This is a genomic window from Micromonospora sp. NPDC051196 (genome assembly GCF_040682415.1).
GTDB lineage: Bacteria > Actinomycetota > Actinomycetes > Mycobacteriales > Micromonosporaceae > Micromonospora.
Window position 1 is genome coordinate 1 of sequence record NZ_JBFBAY010000018.1, and the last position, 19,362, is coordinate 19,362.

General features: G+C 71.8%; 18 protein-coding genes and 1 pseudogene. 1 reads left to right on the top strand and 18 read right to left on the bottom strand.

Features of this window, described 5'->3' with window-relative positions; all coding sequences use genetic code 11:
* The 10 genes and pseudogenes from AB0M35_RS25365 to AB0M35_RS25410 form a co-directional block, all read right to left on the bottom strand.
* A pseudogene (locus AB0M35_RS25365) lies at nt 1-170 on the bottom strand (4-hydroxy-2-oxovalerate aldolase); the annotation flags it as partial.
* The gene (locus tag AB0M35_RS25370; protein ID WP_363748407.1) at nt 167-1,111 is read right to left on the bottom strand and encodes an acetaldehyde dehydrogenase (acetylating); all 945 of its coding nucleotides are present in this window, start codon (nt 1,109-1,111) and stop codon (nt 167-169) included. The pseudogene AB0M35_RS25365 and the gene AB0M35_RS25370, both read right to left, overlap by 4 nt.
* A gap of 117 nt (nt 1,112-1,228) precedes the next feature.
* Entirely contained in the window at nt 1,229-2,023 is a 795-nt protein-coding gene (locus AB0M35_RS25375; RefSeq protein WP_363748408.1) for a fumarylacetoacetate hydrolase family protein, read from the bottom strand.
* A complete protein-coding gene (locus AB0M35_RS25380; RefSeq protein ID WP_363748410.1) occupies nt 2,020-3,537 on the bottom strand; it encodes a 2-hydroxymuconic semialdehyde dehydrogenase in 1,518 nt (505 codons plus the stop codon). Before AB0M35_RS25380 ends, AB0M35_RS25375 begins: the two co-directional genes overlap by 4 nt.
* Before the next feature lie 12 nt (nt 3,538-3,549).
* Nucleotides 3,550-3,798, bottom strand: coding sequence for a EutN/CcmL family microcompartment protein (locus tag AB0M35_RS25385; RefSeq protein ID WP_013733318.1), 249 nt, complete (start codon nt 3,796-3,798; stop codon nt 3,550-3,552).
* Nucleotides 3,798-4,124 carry a BMC domain-containing protein gene (locus AB0M35_RS25390; RefSeq protein ID WP_102658969.1) on the bottom strand — a complete coding sequence of 109 codons (327 nt, stop codon included), beginning with the start codon at nt 4,122-4,124 and terminating at the stop codon, nt 3,798-3,800. Before AB0M35_RS25390 ends, AB0M35_RS25385 begins: the two co-directional genes overlap by 1 nt.
* Before the next feature lie 20 nt (nt 4,125-4,144).
* Nucleotides 4,145-4,435 carry a BMC domain-containing protein gene (locus AB0M35_RS25395; protein ID WP_013733320.1) on the bottom strand — a complete coding sequence of 97 codons (291 nt, stop codon included), beginning with the start codon at nt 4,433-4,435 and terminating at the stop codon, nt 4,145-4,147.
* Nucleotides 4,436-4,455: 20 nt separating this feature from the next.
* Nucleotides 4,456-5,283 (bottom strand): 2-amino-5-chlorophenol 1,6-dioxygenase subunit alpha, encoded by an 828-nt coding sequence (locus AB0M35_RS25400; protein ID WP_363748413.1) that lies wholly within the window; start codon nt 5,281-5,283, stop codon nt 4,456-4,458.
* A complete protein-coding gene (locus AB0M35_RS25405) occupies nt 5,276-6,265 on the bottom strand; it encodes a tRNA U-34 5-methylaminomethyl-2-thiouridine biosynthesis protein (protein ID WP_363748415.1) in 990 nt (329 codons plus the stop codon). The genes AB0M35_RS25400 and AB0M35_RS25405 overlap by 8 nt, the downstream gene beginning before the upstream one ends.
* The gene (locus AB0M35_RS25410; protein ID WP_363748416.1) at nt 6,262-8,301 is read right to left on the bottom strand and encodes a hydantoinase B/oxoprolinase family protein; all 2,040 of its coding nucleotides are present in this window, start codon (nt 8,299-8,301) and stop codon (nt 6,262-6,264) included. Before AB0M35_RS25410 ends, AB0M35_RS25405 begins: the two co-directional genes overlap by 4 nt.
* Nucleotides 8,302-8,443: 142 nt before the next feature.
* On the opposite strand from AB0M35_RS25410, the gene AB0M35_RS25415 reads away from it, so the two are divergent.
* Nucleotides 8,444-9,271: an IclR family transcriptional regulator gene (locus AB0M35_RS25415; RefSeq protein ID WP_363748417.1), complete on the top strand. Its 828-nt coding sequence runs from the start codon at nt 8,444-8,446 to the stop codon at nt 9,269-9,271.
* 5 nt (nt 9,272-9,276) lie between these two features.
* Here the strand turns inward: AB0M35_RS25415 and AB0M35_RS25420 are convergent, their stop codons facing one another.
* Genes AB0M35_RS25420 through AB0M35_RS25455 form a run of 8 tightly spaced genes read right to left on the bottom strand, consistent with a single transcriptional unit; the run spans nt 9,277 to nt 19,307 of the window.
* Nucleotides 9,277-10,899, bottom strand: coding sequence for a thiamine pyrophosphate-binding protein (locus AB0M35_RS25420; protein ID WP_363748418.1), 1,623 nt, complete (start codon nt 10,897-10,899; stop codon nt 9,277-9,279).
* Complete coding sequence (locus AB0M35_RS25425; protein ID WP_363748419.1) at nt 10,896-11,642, bottom strand: enoyl-CoA hydratase/isomerase family protein; 747 nt, start codon at nt 11,640-11,642, stop codon at nt 10,896-10,898. Before AB0M35_RS25425 ends, AB0M35_RS25420 begins: the two co-directional genes overlap by 4 nt.
* Nucleotides 11,642-13,000: an adenylosuccinate lyase gene (gene purB, locus AB0M35_RS25430; RefSeq protein WP_363748420.1), complete on the bottom strand. Its 1,359-nt coding sequence runs from the start codon at nt 12,998-13,000 to the stop codon at nt 11,642-11,644. Before purB ends, AB0M35_RS25425 begins: the two co-directional genes overlap by 1 nt.
* Nucleotides 13,000-14,565 (bottom strand): class I adenylate-forming enzyme family protein, encoded by a 1,566-nt coding sequence (locus AB0M35_RS25435; protein ID WP_363748421.1) that lies wholly within the window; start codon nt 14,563-14,565, stop codon nt 13,000-13,002. Before AB0M35_RS25435 ends, purB begins: the two co-directional genes overlap by 1 nt.
* Nucleotides 14,566-14,567: 2 nt before the next feature.
* Entirely contained in the window at nt 14,568-16,577 is a 2,010-nt protein-coding gene (locus AB0M35_RS25440) for a hydantoinase/oxoprolinase family protein (RefSeq protein WP_363748422.1), read from the bottom strand.
* Between the two features lie 59 nt (nt 16,578-16,636).
* Nucleotides 16,637-17,467 carry an ABC transporter permease gene (locus tag AB0M35_RS25445; protein ID WP_363748423.1) on the bottom strand — a complete coding sequence of 277 codons (831 nt, stop codon included), beginning with the start codon at nt 17,465-17,467 and terminating at the stop codon, nt 16,637-16,639.
* Entirely contained in the window at nt 17,464-18,348 is an 885-nt protein-coding gene (locus tag AB0M35_RS25450; protein ID WP_363748425.1) for an ABC transporter ATP-binding protein, read from the bottom strand. Before AB0M35_RS25450 ends, AB0M35_RS25445 begins: the two co-directional genes overlap by 4 nt.
* A complete protein-coding gene (locus AB0M35_RS25455) occupies nt 18,345-19,307 on the bottom strand; it encodes an ABC transporter substrate-binding protein (RefSeq protein ID WP_363748426.1) in 963 nt (320 codons plus the stop codon). The genes AB0M35_RS25450 and AB0M35_RS25455 overlap by 4 nt, the downstream gene beginning before the upstream one ends.
* Nucleotides 19,308-19,362 lie beyond the last annotated feature (55 nt).

Below are 19,362 nucleotides of genomic sequence, written 5' to 3' on the forward strand. Positions count from 1 at the left end.
TAGTTGACACTGGACCCGGCCAGCCCGTCACCGTGCGCCACCTCGATCGCGGCCACCCCGGCGGCGTCCAACGCCGCAGCGATGCTCCGCACCTGCTCGACGGTGTAGCGGTGCCCGATGGCGTGCATGCCATCGCGCAGGGTGACGTCCTGAATGTAGAGATCGGTCACGACGAGACCATCCGTTCGGCCGTACGCAGCGCGGCGCTGGTCATGATGTCGAGGTTTCCGGCGTACGCGGGCAGGTAGTGACCGGCGCCGGAGACCTCCAGGAAGACCGACACCTGGAGGCCGGTGAAGTGCCCACCGAGCGCCGGCACGTGCGTGTCCACCTCGGTGAACTGCACCTGCTGTTTGAGCCGGTAGCCGGGCACGTACTGCTGCACCGTCGCCACCATCGCCTCCACCGACGCCGCGATCGCGGCCCGGTCGGCACCGGTGTCCGGGCACAGGCAGTAGACGGTGTCGCGCATCAGCAGCGGCGGCTCCGCCGGATTCAGCACGATCACCGCCTTGCCGCGGCCCGCCCCGCCGACCACCTCGATGGCCCGGGCGGTGGTCTCGGTGAACTCGTCGATGTTGGCTCGGGTGCCCGGACCGGCCGAGCGGGAGGAGATCGAGGCGACGATCTCGCCGTACGCCACCGGTGCGACCGCGGCGACGGCCGCGACGATCGGCACGGTCGCCTGACCACCGCAGGTCACCATGTTGACGTTGCGCTCGCCCAGGTGGGCGTCGAGGTTCACCGGCGGTACGACGTACGGGCCGATCGCGGCCGGGGTCAGGTCGACGACCCGACGGCCGTGGGCGCGCAGCACCGCGTCGTTGTGCCGGTGCGCGCCCGCGCTGGTGGCGTCGAAGACGATCCCGACGTCGGCGAACTCCGGCATCGCGACGAGCCCGTCGACACCTCCGGCGGTGGTGGCCACCCCGAGCCGGCGAGCCCGGGCCAGACCGTCGGAGTCCGGGTCGATTCCGACCATCGCCACCATCCGCAGCGAAGCGGAGTCCCGCAGCCGCGACCCATCAGCGGCACTGCTGAGCCGCAACACTTTGATCATCAGGTCGGTGCCGATGTTGCCGGAACCGATCACCGCCACACCGGTGCTCATGACGAGCCACCTTTCGTTCTCGACTGCGGGGCTCGCAAAACCGGCTCACTCCTCGCGCTCACGAGCCACCTTTCGTTCTCGACTGCGGGGCTCGCAAAACCGGCTCACTCCTCGCGCTCACGAGCCACCTTTCGAGAAGCAGGCCCGGACGCTGCCCAGGCCGGAAATACGGGCCTCGTACGCCGCGCCCGGGGTCACCGCCACCATCGGCCCGAGCGCGCCGGACAACACGGTGTCCCCGGCACGCAGCGGTCGACCGTTCGCGGCGAGCGTCCCCGCCAGCCAGGCGACGGCGTGCAACGGATTGCCCAGGCACGCCGCCCCGGCCCCGACGGAGACGGGCTCGCCGCCCTGCTCCAGCACGGCACCGCAGAGCCGCAGGTCGACCTCGCCCAGCCGGCGCGGACTGGTGCCGAGCACGTACCTGCCGCTGGAGGCGTTGTCGGCCACCGTGTCCACGATGGAGATGTCCCAGTTCGCGATCCGCGAGTCAACGATCTCGATGGCCGGCAGCAGGTGATCGGTGGCCCGCACCACGTCGGCGACGGTGACCTGGTCGTAGGGCAGGTCCCGGCCGAGGACGAAGGCGACCTCCGCCTCGACGCGCGGCTGCAACAGGGTCCGCGGGTCGATCTCGGCGCCGTCGGGAACGGCCATGTCGGCGAAGAGGACACCGAAGTCGGGTTGGAAGACGCCGAACGCCTCCTGCACCGCCCGCGAGGTCAGGCCCACCTTCGCCCCGACCAGCCGGCGACCCTCGGCCAGCCAGTCGCTGACCTGGGCCTGCTGCACGGCGTACGCGGCGGTCAGGTCCCCGGTCGGCAGCAGGTCGTCGCGCAGCGGCTTGCAGGCCACCCCGCTGGCGTACGCCTGGCGCAGCGCCGTGGCCGCGCCCTTGATGTCGGCGCTCATCCGAGGTCCACGCAGACGTTGGTGAGTTCGGAGTAGAAGTGCAGCGAATGGGTGCCGCCCTCGCGTCCCACGCCGGACGCCTTCACCCCGCCGAACGGGGTACGCAGATCCCGCAGGAACCAGGTGTTCACCCAGACCAGGCCGGCCTCCAGCCGGGCCCCGGCCCGGTGCGCCCGACCCACGTCGCGGGTCCACACGGTGGCGGCCAGGCCGTACTCGCTGTCGTTGGCCAGCGCGAACGCCTCGTCCTCGTCGTCGAACGGCGCGATGTGGCAGACCGGCCCGAAGATCTCCTCCCGCATGGTGCGGGCGTGCCGCCCCAGTCCGGTCAGGACGGTGGGCTGCACGTACGAGCCGCCGTCGCGATCGTCGCCGAACACCGGCACGCCACCGCCGGCCAGCACGGTGGCCCCCTCGGCGCGGGCCAGCTCGTAGTGACCGAGCACCTTCTCCCGGTGCTTGGCGGAGATCAGCGGCATCGTCATCGTCGCCGGCTCGGACGGCCAACCGAACGCCAACTCCTCGGCCCGCTTCGCCAGCCGGGCCGCGAACTCCTCGAAGACCGGCCGCTGCACGTAGATCCGTTCGGTGCACAGGCAGACCTGACCACCGTTGGTGAAGCTGGAGCGCACCGAGCCTTCGACGGCCGCGTCCAGGTCGGCGTCGGCGAAGACCAGCCCGGCGTTCTTGCCGCCCAGCTCGAACGACACCGCTTTCACCCCGTCGGCGGCGGCGCGCATGATGGCCGAGCCGGTGGCGGACTCGCCGGTGAAGGTGATCGCGTCCACCCCCGGATGCCGGGTGAGCGCCTCACCGGCCGAGCCGGGGCCGAAGCCGTGCACCAGGTTGAACACCCCGTCGGGTACGCCGGCTGCGGCCATCACCTCGGCCAGCACGGTCGCCGACGACGGCGTCTCCTCGCTGGGCTTGACGACCACCGCGTTACCGCACGCCAGGGCCGGTGCCACCTTCCAGGTCAGCAGCAGCAGCGGCAGGTTCCACGGCACGATGATCGCCACCACGCCGACCGGCTTGCGGACCGCGTAGTTCAGCGCCCGCCCACCGCTCGCGGTGACGGTGGTGAACGACTCCGTCGGGGTGGCCGTGATGATGTCGGCGAACGTCCGGAAGTTCGCCGCACCGCGCGGGATGTCCAGGGTGCGGGCCTGGGCCACCGACTTGCCGGTGTCGGCGACCTCGGCGGCGACGAGGTCGTCGAAACGGCGTTCCAACTCGTCGGCGACCCGGCGCAGCACCGCGGCCCGTTCGCCCTCGCCCATGGCACCCCACGGGCCGCGCAGCGCGGCCCGTGCGGCGGTCACCGCGGCGTCCACGGTGGCCTGGTCGGCCTCGGCGACGTGCAGCAGCGTCTCGCCGGTCACCGGCGACACCTTCGCGAACGAGGTGCCGCCGGTGACGAACTCACCGCCGACGTAGTTCGGTAGCAGCAGGTCGCCGCTGCGGCGCCCGTCGATCAGGCCGCTCGGCCAACGGGTGGTACGCCCGGATGTCATGGGCCTGGTTCCCTATCGTTCGGTGGTGGAGTCAGCGACGAGCGCCACGACGGCCGCGTCGGCCGTCGGCTCGCCCGTGGCCGCGGCAGCCGCCTCGTCGGTGGCGATCAGCACGACGGTGCCGACGCCGACGTTGAGCGGGTCGATCGCGACCAGGTCGGGCCCCTCGCTGCGGGGCCGGACCAGCACCAGCCGGCGGCCCTGCAACGTCGGCAGGATCTTGTCCGGCCAGACCTTGGCGACGACCTCACCGAGAATCATCAGCCGTCTCCCCGCAGGCTGGCCATGACCTCGCGGATGCGGGCGGCCTCCGGGTCCTCCAGCAGCGCCGCCGTGGTGGGGTGCGGCTTGGGGTACACCTGCGAGCTGCGCAGCTCGCCGTGCTGCCGGATGGCGGCCTCGCCGGAGGCCACGGCCTGCCGGACGGCGGCGAGGGTGCCCTGCACGGCGGCGGCGAGGTAACCACTGGTCACCCGCTCCACGGCGATGCAGCGCACGTCCGCAGTCTTGATCATGGCTTCGATCCCGGCGGACAGGGCCACCACGCCCCGGGTCTCGACGATGCCGATGGCGATGTCAGAAGGCATGTGTTGTTCTCCTTACCGGGTCAGTTGCCGACGAGGCGGGGGTCGACGGCGAGCGCCGACACCGCGTCACAGGGGCTGGCGAAGACGATGGAGCGCACCTTCCGGCTCTTGGCCTTGGCGGTCTCCTCGCCGATGTCGACGGCCTCCTCGACGGTGGCCAGGTCGCCGCGCAGGGCGACGGCGACGATGCCGCCGCCGAGGCGCACGACACGGGTCACCTCGACCTCGGTGGCCTTCACCATCGCGTCGACCGCGTCGAAGATGGCGGTGTAGCCCTCGGCCTCGACGAAGCCGGCAGCCATGTTCCGCATGGGTTCTCCTTTTCCGATGTTCAGGGCAGGTTCCAGGACAGGACGGCGCCGCCGGTGCCCCAGAGCGGTCCGTATGCGTGCAGCTGCGCCGGACCGGCGGTCGCTCCGGCGCCGGCGGCGAACGCCAGTGCGCGGAACTGGCTGTCGGCCTGCGCCTGTCGGGCGAAGTCCTCGCGGATCCTCAGCACCTCGTCGACCTTGCCGGCGGTCAGCAGGTCCAGCACCCGCCGGTTCCAGCGGTCGTGCCCGGGGTCGCTGACGTGATCGTCGTGCGGCTCGATCCACTGCTGGATCAGGCCGGACGACATGCCGGTGACCACGACGACGGCGGCACGTACGCCCGCCTCGCGGGCTGCGGCGGCACCGGCCGCACCGACGTCGGCGAGGGTCTCCGCGTCGGCGTAGAGGTTGCAGGACACCTGCGCCCAGCGCAGCTCGCGGTCCGGGTCGAGCAGCGCCGAGGTGACGATGGTGCCGGTGTCGATCGGGAAGCCGTCGTAGCGGGTACGCCGCGCCTGCATGCCGGCCTTGCTCACGTGATCGGTCCACCGCTCGGTGAACGGCACGTCGAAGCGCAGGTCGTAGCGGAGTTCGCCGTAGTCGTAGGCGTACCAGTTCTCGTCGACGTGCTCGCCGCGCGGGTTCGGGTCGCACTGGAACTGGTGGCCCAGCACGGTGAACCACTGGGTGGACAGCAGCAGCACCACGTCGGGCTTGAGGCGACGCAGCCGATCGCCCACCTCACGGGCGGCGGCGGCCAGGTCGGCCCAGCACTGCGCGGGCTTCTCGGCCAGCAGGTGCGGCATGCCGGGCAGCAGCGCCCCGGCGACGATGCCGGTGTCAGCCACGGTGTCCTCCTTCGGGCGTCCACTCGACGACCGCGTTGCCGGTGCCGATGATCGTTCCGTAGCCCATGACGTCGCCGGGCACCTGCGGCCAGCCCATCGCGGCCAACATCCAGGTCAGGCTGCCCGCCTTGGTCTCCGACGCGGTCGCCTCGATGTGCTCGGTGATCAGCTCGCGCAGCGGCGCGGTCGGCCCCCGACGGATCGCCTCCAGCAGCTTCATGTCCCAGCGGTACTGGTGGTTGTTGTACGGGTGCTCGCGTTCCATGTCCTCCGGCAGCTCCGGCTCCTCGTGCCAGTGCAGGTGGGACAGGGAGTTGGAGGCCAGCAGCACGGCCCGGCGGCCGGTGCGTTCGACGGCCCGGCGGGTCGCCTCGCCCAGCACCTCCATCTCCTCCAGCGACGCCTCGGAGTAGAAGTACGGGTTGTTGTTGGCCGACAGCGACACCACCGGGATGTCCCAGGCCGGGTTGACCAGGTGCAACGCGCCGATGGTGGCGTAGTCCACCCGCACCCGGGGGTCGTGCAGCTTGCGGGTGACCAGGCCCAGGTCGGTGGCCTCGTCGGCGATGGCCTCGCCCAGCTCCACATCGGTACGGAAGTCGTAGGAGTACCGGAACAGGTGCGGGAAGATCGGCTCGACGGAGACACCGCGCGGGTTGGGTACGCAGTTGACGTGGTGGCCGACCATCGTGATCCAGTGCGGTGCGTGCACGATCAGCACGTCGGGGCGGTGCACCTCGCGGATGCGCTTGCGCAGCCGCTCGTACGCCCAGCGCAGCACCTCCCAGCCGCCGGTGGACCGCGGCTCGTTCTGCGGCGGGTTCTCCGCGTAGATCAGGTGCGGCGGGTGCGGGCTCAGCACCCCGGCGACGATGCCGGCGCGGGCGGGCGCCGGCTCCGCCGAAGGTCGTTCGGTGGTGTCGAAGCGGCGGGCACCACCCGAGCGGGCGGGTGCCACGGGCACGCGGAAGACTCTGCTCATGCCGGTCCCTCCCCGGTCGTGCCCCGGTCGGCCAGCACCCGCACGAACGTGCGCTCGTCGGGTTCGGCGCCGAGGATCTGCAGCCCGTCGTCGTCGAGGGCCAGTTGGTCGTCGGTCAGGTCGGGATCGTGCCGGACCCAGGCCCGCAGGGGCGCGGGGTGCGGGCCGTGGATCTCCACGAGGGCACCCTCGGCCAGGCCGGCGGCCGGGCCCACGTAGGCGAGCCGTCGCCGGCCGCGCTCCCCGGTGTACGGCTGCCGGTCGGTGGTGCTGACCCGCAGCCAGGTGCGTCGGCTGCGCAGTTCCTGTCGGGCCGCCGCGGTCGCGGCGGGATCGACCCGGCCGTCGTCGTCGAATCGCAGGCCGTAGCGGTGCTGCGCGTCGTCGGCGTCGAGGTACCCCTGCGTCACGTCGTCGGCGACGGCGGCGAATTCACGGTCGAGCGGGTCGCCCCAACCGCCGCCGCCGGCGGACTCCATGACGAGCACGTCGCCGCTGCGCATGGCGAAGCCGGCGACCTTGCCGGGGGTGTCGAAGTCGACCCGTTCGCCGTCGGCGCGGCGCACGAACGTGACGGTGGGTGCGCCGGGGCCACCACGGTGCAGACCGTACGGCGGCACGGTGGTGCGGTCGGTCTGCACGGAGTACGCCCCGGTGCTGGCGAGCAGCCGGGTTTCGCGTCGGCTGCCCAGCCCGCCCCGGCGTGCCCCGTCGCCGCACGAGCCGAGCCGCAACTCGGAGGCGTCGACGACGATCGGGATCTCCGTCTCCAGCCGTTCGACGGACTGGATGGTGGAGATGTCGCCGAGGTCGACGGGGTTCATCGCGCTCGGACCGTCGGATTCGAGGAAGCCGCCGTTGCCACCTGCGGGGTAGTCGTAGTACAGGTAGGACCGGCCGGTGCGTTGGTCCACGCCGCCGATGAGGTTCTGGAAGGTGGTTCCGAATTGGTCGGCTGCGATGAGGTCGGGTGCGACCTGACTCAGCGTGGCCATGACCGCGGAGATGACCCGCTTGCGTACCTCGCTGTGCGCGTTGGCGGGCGCGGGGTAGGCGACGTGCACGACGGTGCCCGGCTCGGTGTGCACCCGCAGCGGCCGGAAGGCGCCGTGGTTGACCAGACCGCCGGGGTCGAGCGCGCTCTTGACGGCGATGAAGACGCCGGCGACGGTCATCGCCCGCGAGGAGTTGACCACGGCGGCGACCTGCGTGGACGAGCCCCGGAAGTCGGCGTCGATCTCGTCGCCGTCGATGGTGAGCACGCAGCGCACCAGCGCGGGGTCGTACCGCCCGTCGGTGTAGAGGTCGAGGTAGTCCTCGTAGCGGTAGACACCGTCGGGCAGTTCCCGGATGCGGTCGCGCAGCCGCTGCTCGGTGCGGTCCATGTTGGCGGCCACGCTGTCGAGCAGCAGTTGCGCGCCGTAGCGGCCGACGAGTTCACGCAGTCGCCGCTCGGCGGTGAAGCAGGCGGCGATGCAGCTCTCCAGGTCGCCGCGGCGCTCGTCGGCCATCCGCACATTGGCGAAGAGGATGGCGTACGCGGCGGCGTTGGGGCGGCCCTGCTCGATCAGCTTGATCGGCGGGATGCGCAACCCTTCCTGAAGGATCTCGGTGGCCTGCCCGGAGACGCTGCCGGGAGTCATCCCGCCGATGTCGGCCCAGTGCATGCGTACGCAGGGGAAGAGGAACAACTCGCCGTCGACGAAGACCGGAGTGATCAGTGTGACGTCGTTGAGGTGACTGCCGCCCCGGTACGGATCGTTGACGATGTACAGGTCGCCGGGGCGCATCTCCTCGGCGAAGTCGGCGAAGATCTCGGCGACGGAAGCCGGCATGGCGATGACGTGCCCAGGCATGTCCCGGCCCTGGGCCACCATCTGACCCTTGGGGTCGAACAACGCGCAGGAGAAGTCCTGTGCGTCGGCGATGACGGGGGAGTGCGCGGTGCGGAAGATCGTCTGGCGCATCTCGCGCACGATCGAGATGAGACCTTCGGTCACGATCTCGAGGTCGATCGGGTTCAACGTCTTGGTCATGCGACGCCTCATGGGTTCCGACTCGTGATGACGAGTGGTTTGGCTTTGACCTCACACGGACCATGTGGTCCCGTGCATGGACCATAATGTGGTCCGTGGTTTATATTGTGAAACACTAGCAACCGAGAAGGTGGGAAGCAAGATGTCGCAGGTCGCAGGACCGTCCCCAGCTGCGGAGGGACCGGCTGCCCGGGAGTCGGGCACCCAGGCGCTCGACCGCGCACTCAGCGTGCTGCTGGCCTTCCGTAGTGGCGGCGTCGAACGCAAGGTCAGCGACGTCAGTCGCGAGCTGGGACTGCACAAGTCGACCGCCAGCCGGTTGTTCCGGGCGCTCGCCGACACCGGCTTCCTGCAACGCAACGAGGAGACCGGCGCCTACCGGCTCGGCGTCACCGTCTTCGAGCTGGGCGCCTGCTTCCTCGAAGGGCTCGACATGCACGCCCTGGCCCGGCCGCTGCTGCACCAGCTCGCCCAGGACGAGGGCGAGTCGGTCAACCTGTCCATCCGCGACGAGCTGGACGCTCTGTCGATCTACATCGAGCGCGGCACCCGCAACGTGCAGCTCGTCTCCCGCCTCGGTCGGCGTATCCCGCTGTGGTGCAGCGCGGCCGGCAAGGCCCTGCTGCTCGACCTCGACGACGAGCAGATCCGCGCCATGTTCGCCGACACCCAGTTCACGCCGCTGACCCCGAACACGATCACCGACCTGGACACCTTCGCCAAGCGGATGCATCAGGTCCGCGAGCAGGGATGGGCGCTCAACGACGAGGAGAGCGAAGAGGGCCTGCGGGTCGTCGCCGCGCCGGTACGTGACCGGCTCGGCCAGGTCACCGCCGCGATCAGCGTCTCCGGGCCGATCTTCCGCCTCGACGAGACCCGCGTCGCCGAACTGGCCGCCGCCGCCGTACGTACGGCGAACGAGCTGTCGCGTCAGCTGGGTCATGGCGTGGGTGCGGTCTGGGGGGACTGACCGGCTCAGAAGTGTTCCTGCACGGCGTCCGGGTGCACCCGGACATGCAGCAGGGCGGGGCCGGTGACCGGCAGCACCGCGTCGAACGCGGCGTCGGCACTGGCCTCGTCCGTGACCGTCCAGGCCGGCACACCCAGCGCCCTGGCCACCGCGGCCAGGTCACGTTCGGGGAAGCGGGCCAGCGACGGATCCACCCCACGCGGACGCAGCTTGCGCACCTCCGCCCCGTACGCCGCGTCGTCCAGGACGATCAACAGCACGGCCGCGCCCGTACGTGCCAGGGTGTCCAGCTCACCGAGCCCGGTGAGCAGGCTGCCGTCGCCCTCGAACGCCACCACCGGCCGGTCCGGGCGGCCCACCGCGGCACCCACCGCGAACGGCAGCCCCACGCCGATGCTGCCGAACTCCCACGGCGCGATCAGCGCCCGGTCCGTCGCCGGTGAATCCAGCAGCAGGTTCGGCCAGCCGCCGAAGTGCCCCACCCCCACCACCGTGGTGCGACGCTGCGGCAACCGGCGGGCGCACACCCGGATGAACGCCCTCGGGTCGATCCGGTCCACCGCCTGCAACGGTTCCAGCCCGGCGAACGCGTCGGCCGCCGCCACCTCCCGCGCCAACTCCGCCGACCGCCACTGCGGCCGTGAGATCACCGGTAGCGCCGCCGACACCGCCGAAGCGACCATCTCCGCGTCACCCACCACCGGCACGTCCACCGGCCAGCGGTCGCCCAACGCCGCCGGGTCGATGTCGACGCACACCACCGTGGCCTGGCCGAACAGCCGGCCGTGGTCCGCGGTCCACCGGTTGAGCCCGGCACCGAACGTCAGCACCAGATCCGCCTCGCCCAACACCCGCCGGGTCAGCGGTCGGGCCAGACCACCCGCCACCCCCAGACCGTACGGATGGTCGGCGAAGAGACCTCCGGCCATCAGCGTGGTGGCCAGCACCGCCCCGCTGCGATCCGCCAACTCCCGTACCGCCGCCGCGGCCGCCTCCGCGCCCCGGCCGGCGAGCACCACCGGCCGTTCGGCCTTCTGGAGCAGCGCGGCGAGCATCGCCACGTCGTCCGGGTGCGCCGCCGGCGGCCCCGGTCGGCGCGTGGCCGCCACGGCGACCGGCGCCGGCAGGTCGTCCGGGACGTCCTGGTCCTGCAGGTCGATCGGCACGTTCAACACCACCGGCCCACCGGCCGAGCGGGCCAGCCGGAACGCCGTGGCGACGTCACGGGCCACGTTCGCCGCGGCCACCACCGGCACCATCTGACCCGCCGTGGCCAGCACGAACGGCTGCTGCGGGAAGCTCTGCACGTGCCCCGGGTCGCCGGGCGGGGTGTCACCCGCCACCAGCACCAGCGGCGTACGCGCCTGGCGGGCGATGGTCAGCGCGGCACCCGCCACGGCCAGTCCCGGGCCCTGCGTCACCGTGGCCACCGGGCACCGACCGGTCGCGCGGGCGTACCCGTCGGCCATCATCACGGCGGCGTTCTCGTTGCGGGCCGCCACGAACCGCACGCCGTGCCGGGCCACCAGGTCGCTGACGAGGAACATGTTGGCATCGCCGAGCAGACCGAACACCGTGTCGACGCCGTGGGCGACCAGGGCGTCCGCCAGCAACTGGTACACCTTCATGATTTCTTGCCCTTCGGGTACGCGCCCGCCGGCCGCAACGCGACGCTGAGCGCCCCCAGGTAGGAGTCGTTGGCAGCCGCCTCGAACCTCGGCCCGGCCAGCCGCGCCGCACGTTTCGTCATCGACCGACCCACCGGCGAGACGGCCAGCAGCCGCTCGACCACCGCGTCACAGGCCGCGCCCAGTTCGTCCGCCGGCACCGCCGCCGTGACCAGGTCGTGCCGCAGCATCTCGGCCGGGTCGATCCGATCGCCCAGCAGCAGCCAGCGCTTCGCCCGGTCCGCGCCGACCAGATCGGCCAGGATCGCCATGCCGCTCCAGGTCAACGGGATGCCGAAGGTGACCTCGGGGAAGGTGAAGAAGCAACTGTCGGCGGCCACCCGCAGGTCGGCGGCGAGCCCGAGCACCGCCCCGGAGCCGATCGCCGGACCGTTGAACGCGGTCACCGTGGTCTGCTCCATCCGGTACCAGCGCTCCACCAACTCGGCCGTGCGGCGCTGCACGTGCATGGTGGTGGCCGCGTCCAGGGTGGCCAGCTCGTCCAGGTCGGTGCCGGCGCAGAACGCCGACCCGGCACCGGTGAGCACCAGCACCTCCACCTCGGCGTCGCGGCCCACCTCGTGCAGCACGTCCTCGAACCGGGCCAGCATCGCCAGGTCGAAGCTGTTGCGCCGGTGCGGGCGGTTCAGCGTGATCCGGGCCAGCCGGCCGGCCCGCTCCAGCAACACGGACGGTTCGTTCATCAGGGCGACTCCGAGGTGAGCAGGGCGCGGTCCACCAGGGCGGCGGCGTGACCGACGTACGACAGGGGATCGAGCAGTTCGGCGATGTCCCCGCCGGACAGGGCGGCGGCGACCTCCGGGTCGCCGCGCAGCACCTCGGCGAACGGGCGACCCTGTTCCAGGCTGTCGCGTACCACCCGCATCACCAGGTGGTGCGCCTGCTCACGGCCCAACGGGCCGGCCAGCCGCAACATCACCGCCTCCGACAGCACCAGCCCACCGGTGAGGTCGAGGTTGGCGCGCATCCGGTCCGGATTCACGCCCAGGTCACCGAAGACCTCCACCAGGCGTTCCAGGACACCGCCGATGAGGATGAAACACTCCGGCAGCAGTTTCCACAGCGTCATGCCGACGCCCATGTCCCGGTCGTCCTGCGCGACCATCGTCTGCAGCGCCAACGGCACCTGCGCCCGCAGGGTGCTGGCCGCCGCGATCACCGCCTCGCAGCGGATCGGGTTGCGTTTGTGCGGCATGGTGCTGCTGCCCACCTGGGTCGCCCGCTGCGGCTCGTACGCCTCGCCGACCTCGGTACGACCCAGGAAGTAGACCTCGCGAGCCAGCTTCTCGCCACTGGACGCCACCAGGCCCAGCACCATCAGACACTCGGCGAACCGGTCGGAGGTGGCATGCCAGGGGGTGTCCGCCACCCCCAGACCCAGCTCCTCGGCGACGGCCCGCTCCAGCGCGAACGCCTGCGGCCCGTACCCGGCCATGGTGCCCGCCGCCCCGCCCATGCTCGTCACCAACAGCCGGGCGCGCATCTCCCGCAGCCGGGCACGGTGGCGCTGCAACTCGCTCTGCCACACCGCCAGACGCAGCCCGAACGTCGTCGGCAACGCCTGCTGGCCGTGCGTACGCGCCGGCATCGGGGTGCTGCGGTGGCGCAGCGCCAACCGCCGCAACAGCCGCACCAACTCGTCGAGCTGACGGCCGACGATGTCCAGGCCGGCCCGCGCCCGCAGCACGAAGCCGGTGTCCATCACGTCCTGCGTGGTGGCGCCCAGGTGCACGTAACGTCCCGCGTCACCCGGACAGGCCGCGGTCAGGGCACGCACCAGCGGCACCAGCGGGTGCACGGTGTCCTCGGCATCGGAGGCCAGGGCTGCGGTGTCCAGCTTCTCCAGCCGGGCCGTCGCCGAGATGGCATCGGCGGCGGCCTGCGGGATGATCCCGAGCGACGCCTGCCCACGGGCCAGCGCGGCCTCCACGTCCAGCCAGGACTGCATGAGCTGCCGGTCGTTGAACACCCCGCGCATCTCGGCGTTGCCGAAGAAGCTGGTGACGGTCAGCGAATCGAGAAAACACGACCCCAGCTGCATCAGTTCTCCCCCTCGAACAGCGTCAGCGCGGCGCGTCGGTCGACCTTGCCGGACGGCAGCAGCGGCAGCTCGGCGACCGCGCGTACCCGGGTGGGCAGCTTGTGCCGGGCCAGTCGCCCGGCGACGGCGGCGAGCACGACGTCGATGTCGAGCCGTGCGCCGGGTGCGGCGACCAGCAGCGCACCGACCTCCTCACCCCAGCGCGCCGACGGCACACCGAGCACACAGGCCTGACCGACGGCGTCGTGTTCGCAGAGCACGGCCTCCACCTCGGCCGGGCTGACGTTCTCGCCGCCGCGGATGATGAGTTCCTTGACCCGGCCGGTGAGGGTGAACACCCGGTCGACGCTGAGCGCGCCGAGGTCGCCGGTGCGCAGCCAACCGTCGGCGGTCAGGGCGGCGGAGGTGGCGGCGGGGTCGTCCAGGTAGCCGGAGGTGACCGACTCGCCGCGTACCAGCAGTTCCCCGGCCTCACCCGACGGCACGGGCTGCCGGGTGCCGGGGTGCACCACGGCCGCGTCGAGGTCGGGCACGATCCGGCCGACGGTCAGGCCGACCGGAGCACAGCTGCCGTCGCCCGGGTCGACGCTGATCGTGGGACCTGCCTCGGTCTGGCCGTAGACGACGGCCGCCCGGTCCAGGCCCAGCACGCGTACGGTCCGCTCACGTAGTGCGGGCGGGCACGGCGCGCCGCCGAGGAAGCCGACCCGCAGCGAGGAGATGTCCCACCGGTCCGGCTCGGCCTGCACCCGATCGGCGATCATCGTGGCCATCGTCGGGACGGCCTGCAGCACGGTGCAGCGGTGCCGCTCGATCAGGTCCAGCACCGTCTCGGAACGGAACCGACGGGTCGACACCCACAGCGCCCCGGTGACCAGCGCGAGCACCGCGCCGCTGCTCAGCCCGGCGGCGTGCGCCAACGGCAGCGGCGAGGCGAGGACGTCGCCCGGATGCAGCCCGGCCGCCTGGGCCGTCCACTGCGCGTTGCGTACCAGGTTGCGGGCGCTCAGCGTCACCATCTTCGCCGGGCCGGTGGAGCCCGAGGTGAACTGGATGTTCAGCACCGCGTCGGCGTCACCGACCGGTTCCGGCGTCGGATCGGCCCAGCCGGGCAACGCCGCCAGCGCCTCCCGGCCGCCGTCGTCACCGAGCGGGTGGATGCCGTCCGGCGCATACGACGCATCGGCCAGTGCGGCGACCGCCTCCGCGACCGCGTCCCGGTCGCGGATCCGGCCGGCCACGAACAGCCGACGCGGACGGGCGCGGGCCACCGCCTCGGCGAGTTCCGCCCCGGTCAGACCGGGGTGCAGGGTGACCAGTGCCGCACCGCGCCAGGCCGCCGCGGCGAGCAGCGTCAGCCAGGCGAGGCTGTTCTCCGACCACACCGCGATCCGGTCACCGCGACCGATGCCGTGGGCGGCCAGCACGGCGGCGCCCCGGCCCGCCAGTTCGGCGAACTCGGCGTACGTGACCGGGCGGTCCAGCTCCGCGAAGGCGTACAACGGCCGGTCCGGGTGCCGCGCCGCCGCGTCGAGCAGCACGGCGTCAAGGGCGAGTGGCGCCATGGTCAGTCCCGGGTGAGCAGCAGGTTGCCGTGCTCGTCGGCCGCGCCGCTCCAGCCGGCCCCGACGACGGTGGTGCTGCCGTTCTCCCGTACCACGGCCGGGCCGGTCACCCGGATGCCCGGCCCCAGCTCGCTGCGCCGCCACACGGCGGCGTCCACCCAGCCGTCCGGCCCGTACAGCCGGGTCCGGGCCGGCTGGGCCTGGCCGCCGGAGGGGGCGGCGAAGCGCACCACGGGGCTGGGCCCGAAGGCGGTCAGCCGGCAGTTCACGATCTCGGCCGGGTGGTCGGTGCGCACGTAGGCGTACCGCTCGGCGTACGCGGCGTGGAAGGCTGCGACCAGGTCCTCGGCCGTGGCGGGCAGGCCGTCCACCGCGACGGCCAGGTGGTGGCTCTGCCCGCGGAAGCGCATACCCACCGTCAGCGCGAACGAGACCTGGTCCGCCTCGACCCCGTCCTCCGCCTTGAGCTGCGCCCGGGCGGCGTCCTCCAACTCGGCGACGACCGCTCGCGCCGCGGCCAGGCCGGACTCGTCGGCGGCGGCCAGGACGGTACGCACGTAGTCGTGCCGGGCGCGGGCCGTGACGAACCCCAGCGCGGAGAAGTTGCCCGGCACCGGCGGCACCAGCACCCGGCTGATGCCCAGCTCGTCGGCGAGCGCCGTGGCGTGCATCGGACCGGCGCCGCCGAAGGGCATCAGCACGAAGTCGCGGGGATCGTGGCCCCGGGCCACGGAGATTTCCTTGATCGCGCTGGTCATCTTGATGGTGGCCAGCCGCAGGATGCCGTGCGCCAACTCCATCGCGTCCAGCCCGAGCTGCTCGGCGAGCACCGCCGTGGCCGCCTGCGCGGGTGCCGGGTCCAGCCGTACCTCGCCGCCCAGGCTCTCCTGCGGGTCGAGGTGCCCGACCAGCAGATGGGCGTCGGTGGTGGTCGGTTCGGTGCCGCCGCGGCCGTAGCAGGCCGGGCCGGGCGTGGAGCCGGCGCTGCGGGGCCCGATCCGCAGCTCACCGCCGAGGTCACGCCAGGCGATGGAACCACCGCCGGCCCCGATCGTGTTGATCTCCACCTGGAACGTGCGGTTCGGGTAACCGGCGATCGTCCCGTCGCTGGTCATCAGCGGCGCGCCGTCCTTGATCAGGCAGACGTCGGTGCTGGTGCCGCCGATGTCACAGGTGATCACGTTCGAGTAGCCGGCCAGACCGGCGACGTAGACGGCAGCGGCGACACCGCCGGCCGGGCCGGAGAGCGCCAGGTTGATGGGCAGGCGGCTGGCCTCGTCGGTGGAGACGACGCCCCCGCTGCTGGTCATGATCGACAGCGGATGCAGGTAGCCGGCACCGGCCAGCGCGGTGCCGAGCCCGCGCAGGTAGTCGGCGACGGTGCCCCGGACGCTGGCGTTGAGCACCGTGGTGGCGAACCGCTCGTACTCGCCCTGCTCCGGCACCACGTCCGAGGAGACCGTGCAGACCAGGTTCGGGTAGCGCTCGGCGAGCCGCTGCGCCGCGGCCCGCTCGTGGGACGGGTTGCGGTACGAGTGCAGCAGGCAGACCGCGACGGTGCCCGGACCGGCGGCGGCGACCCGGTCCAGAACCTCGTCCAGGTGGCCGGTGTCGAGCGCTTCGATGACCGAGCCGTCGGCGGCGACCCGCTCCCGCAGTGTGTGCCGCAGGGAGCGGGGCACCAACGACGGGCGCGCCGCCTCCTTGACGCTGTAGAGCTGCGGCCGGTGCCCGAGGCCCATCTCCAGCACGTCGCGGAAGCCGTCGGTGGTGACCACGCTGACCGGGTCGCCGGAGCCCTCCAGCAGGGCGTTGGTCACCCGCGTGGTGCCGTGCACGAAGCGGTCCACCGCGTCCAGGGAGACGCCGAGCTTGGCCAGCCCTTCGAAGATCGCCGCCGCAGGATCGTGCGGCGTCGACAGCGTCTTCGCCTCGGCGAGCCGTGCGGTGGCCGGCTCGTAGACGATCACGTCGGTGAACGTGCCGCCGATGTCGACGCCGATGCAGAGCATGCGGAAGTGCCTTTCGTGGAGAGGGGAGACCGACCGTCAGGCGGTGTGCGGTGGCGGCGTCAGAAGGTGACGCCGTAGCGGCGCAGGGTGGTCCGCGTGACGGTGCGCAAGATCCAGTCGAAGAGGTAGCCGAGCAGTCCGAGGGCGAGGATGCCGACGAAGACCCACTCGGTCTTGGCGTAGTTGCGAGCGGTCCAGATCAGCGAGCCCAGCCCGCTCTGCGCCGCGACGATCTCCGCGGAGACGATCGTCAGGAACGAGTTGCCCATGGCGAGCCGGGCGCCGGTGACGACGTGCGGCACCGTGGACGGCAGCACCACCGACACGAGGCTGCGCAGCGGCGAGGCGCCCAGGGCACGGGCGGCCCGCAACCGCAGATCGTCGACGGCCAGCACACCGGCAAGGGTGTTGAGCGCGACGATGAAGACGGTGGTGTAGAAGATCAACGCGACCTTGGACGCCTCACCCGGGCCGAGCCAGATGATCGCCAGGGTGACGAAGGCGATCGGCGGCACGAACCGGAAAAACTGGATGTACGGGTCGAGCATCAGCCGCAGCCAGGGAATGCATCCCATGAGCAGCCCCACCGGCACGCCGATCACGACACCGAGCGCCCAGCCGGTCAGGATACGGGTCGACGAGGCGGTGATCGAGTCCCAGAGGGTGCCGTCCTGGACCAGGTCGACGGCGCCCTGCCAGGTCAGCATCGGCGACGGCAGGAAGAACGCGGTGTAGTTGCGGCTGACCAGGTCCCAGACGAGGATGCCGAGGGCCACGGAGAGCACCGACAGCCCGATCCGGGTCAGCCGGGGCTTGGCGCTACGCCGCCGCGCCGTGCGGCGCGGCGCGACGGAGGCCGGCGCCGGGTCGGTGCGTACGTCGACGGTCATCGTCCCGCCCCTTTCTGATCGCCGGCCGGCCGGCCGTCGTGCCCGTCGTCGAGCCCCTGGGCCCGCAGGGTCCGGGCCACCTCCTCGCCGATGTCCTCGCGCAGCTGCCGGAACAGGGCGGCGCTGGCCGGGTCGGTGAGGTCACGCGGTCGGGGCAGGTCGCACGGGTAGACGTTCTTGATGGCGGCGGCCGGGCCCGCCGTCATGGTGACGATGCGGTCGCTGAGCAGGATCGCCTCGCCGATGTCGTGGGTGACGAACAGGATGGTGGCGCCGGTGTCGCGCCAGATGCGGTCCAGCTCGACCTGCATGACCAGCCGGGTCTGCGCGTCCAGGGCCCCGAACGGCTCGTCCATCAGGACGACGGAGGGCTCGTTGGCCAGCACCCGGGCCAGCTGCGCCCGCTGCCGCATGCCGCCGGAGAGCTGGCTGGGGAACTTGTCCGCGCTGTGGCTGAGCCCCACCATCGCCAGGTAGCGGTCCTCCACGGCGGCGCGTTGCGCCTTCGGCATGCGCCGCATCCGGGGACCGAAGCTGACGTTCTGCCGGACGGTCAACCAGGGGAACAGTGCCTCCGCGCTCTGGAACACCACACCGCGCGACACGTCCGGGCCGGTGACCGGGGCGTTGCCGCAGGTGACCTCGCCGCCGGCCGGTGTGACGAACCCGGCGACCGCGTTGAGCAGCGTCGACTTGCCGCAACCGCTGGGACCGAGCAGGCAGACGAACTCGCCTGCCGCGATGTCGAGCGTCGCCCCGCGCACCGCGTCGAAATCGCCGAAGCGGATGTCGACGTCGCGCAGGGAGACGGGGGCCCCGCCCCGGCCGGTCGAGGACGACCGGCCGGTCGGGGCTGGGGTACGGGTGCCGTGGGACGTCACACCAGACCCCTGATCATCACCGTCGCAGGGTCGGCCGCCTTCTCCACGATCTTGCTGTCCTGCTGGAACTGGGCGATCTCGGCGTAGCGCTTCAGGTCCTCGTCGGTGAAGTCGCGGACCTTGCACTCCACGCCCTTGAGCAGGTTCTCCGCCTCGGCGGCCGGAACCTTGATCGCCTTCTCGGTGACCGAGCCGGCCTTGGCGGGGTCGGCGGTGAGCTGCTCACACGCCTTGCCGATGGTGTCGACGACCTTCTTGGCGGCGTCCTTGTTCGCCTCGTACCAGGCGCCGTCCACGCCGATCACGAGGTTGTAGACGTAGCCGATGTCGCCGCTGGTGAGCAGGATCTTGCCGCCGTTGGCGACACCGCGCGACGGCCACGGTTCCCACATGATGTAACCGTCGACGTCGCCGCGCTGCAGCAGTGCCGGCATCTCGGCGGGGGAGGCGTTGACGAACTCGACGGAGTCCCGGCTGATGTTCTTGGCCGCGAGCACCTTGTTGGTGGCGTACTCGTTGACGGTGCCGGGCACGACGCCGTACTTCTTGATGCCGGTCACGTCGGCGATTCCGTCGCGGGCGACGAGCTTGATGAAGCTGGGCGACTGGGAGAAGACGGCCAGGCCCTTGATGTCGCCGCGGGTGGCCCGGTTGAGTAGGCTGGATTCGGTGCTGGCGGTGAACTGACCCTGCTTGGCCAGGATCGCGTCGAGGCCGCCGGTGCCCTCCTGGAACTGGGTCACCGTCACGTTGACCCCCGCCGCGGCGAACAGCTTGTCCTGGTCGGCCAGGTAGATCGGCGAGTAGGCCGGGTCGACCCCCACACCGAACGTGACGTTGGCGGACGGTTCGGCGGCGGAGCCACCGGAGCCGTCTGCCGTCTGGTTCTCCGCGCATGCGGCCCCGGCGACCGTAATCAGCAGGGCCGCGGCCGCTACCCGCAACGTGCGCATCTTCATGGCTACCTCAGTCCTTCGACTGGCTCATATGGTGGTCCGTGTTGCTTAATGTGGG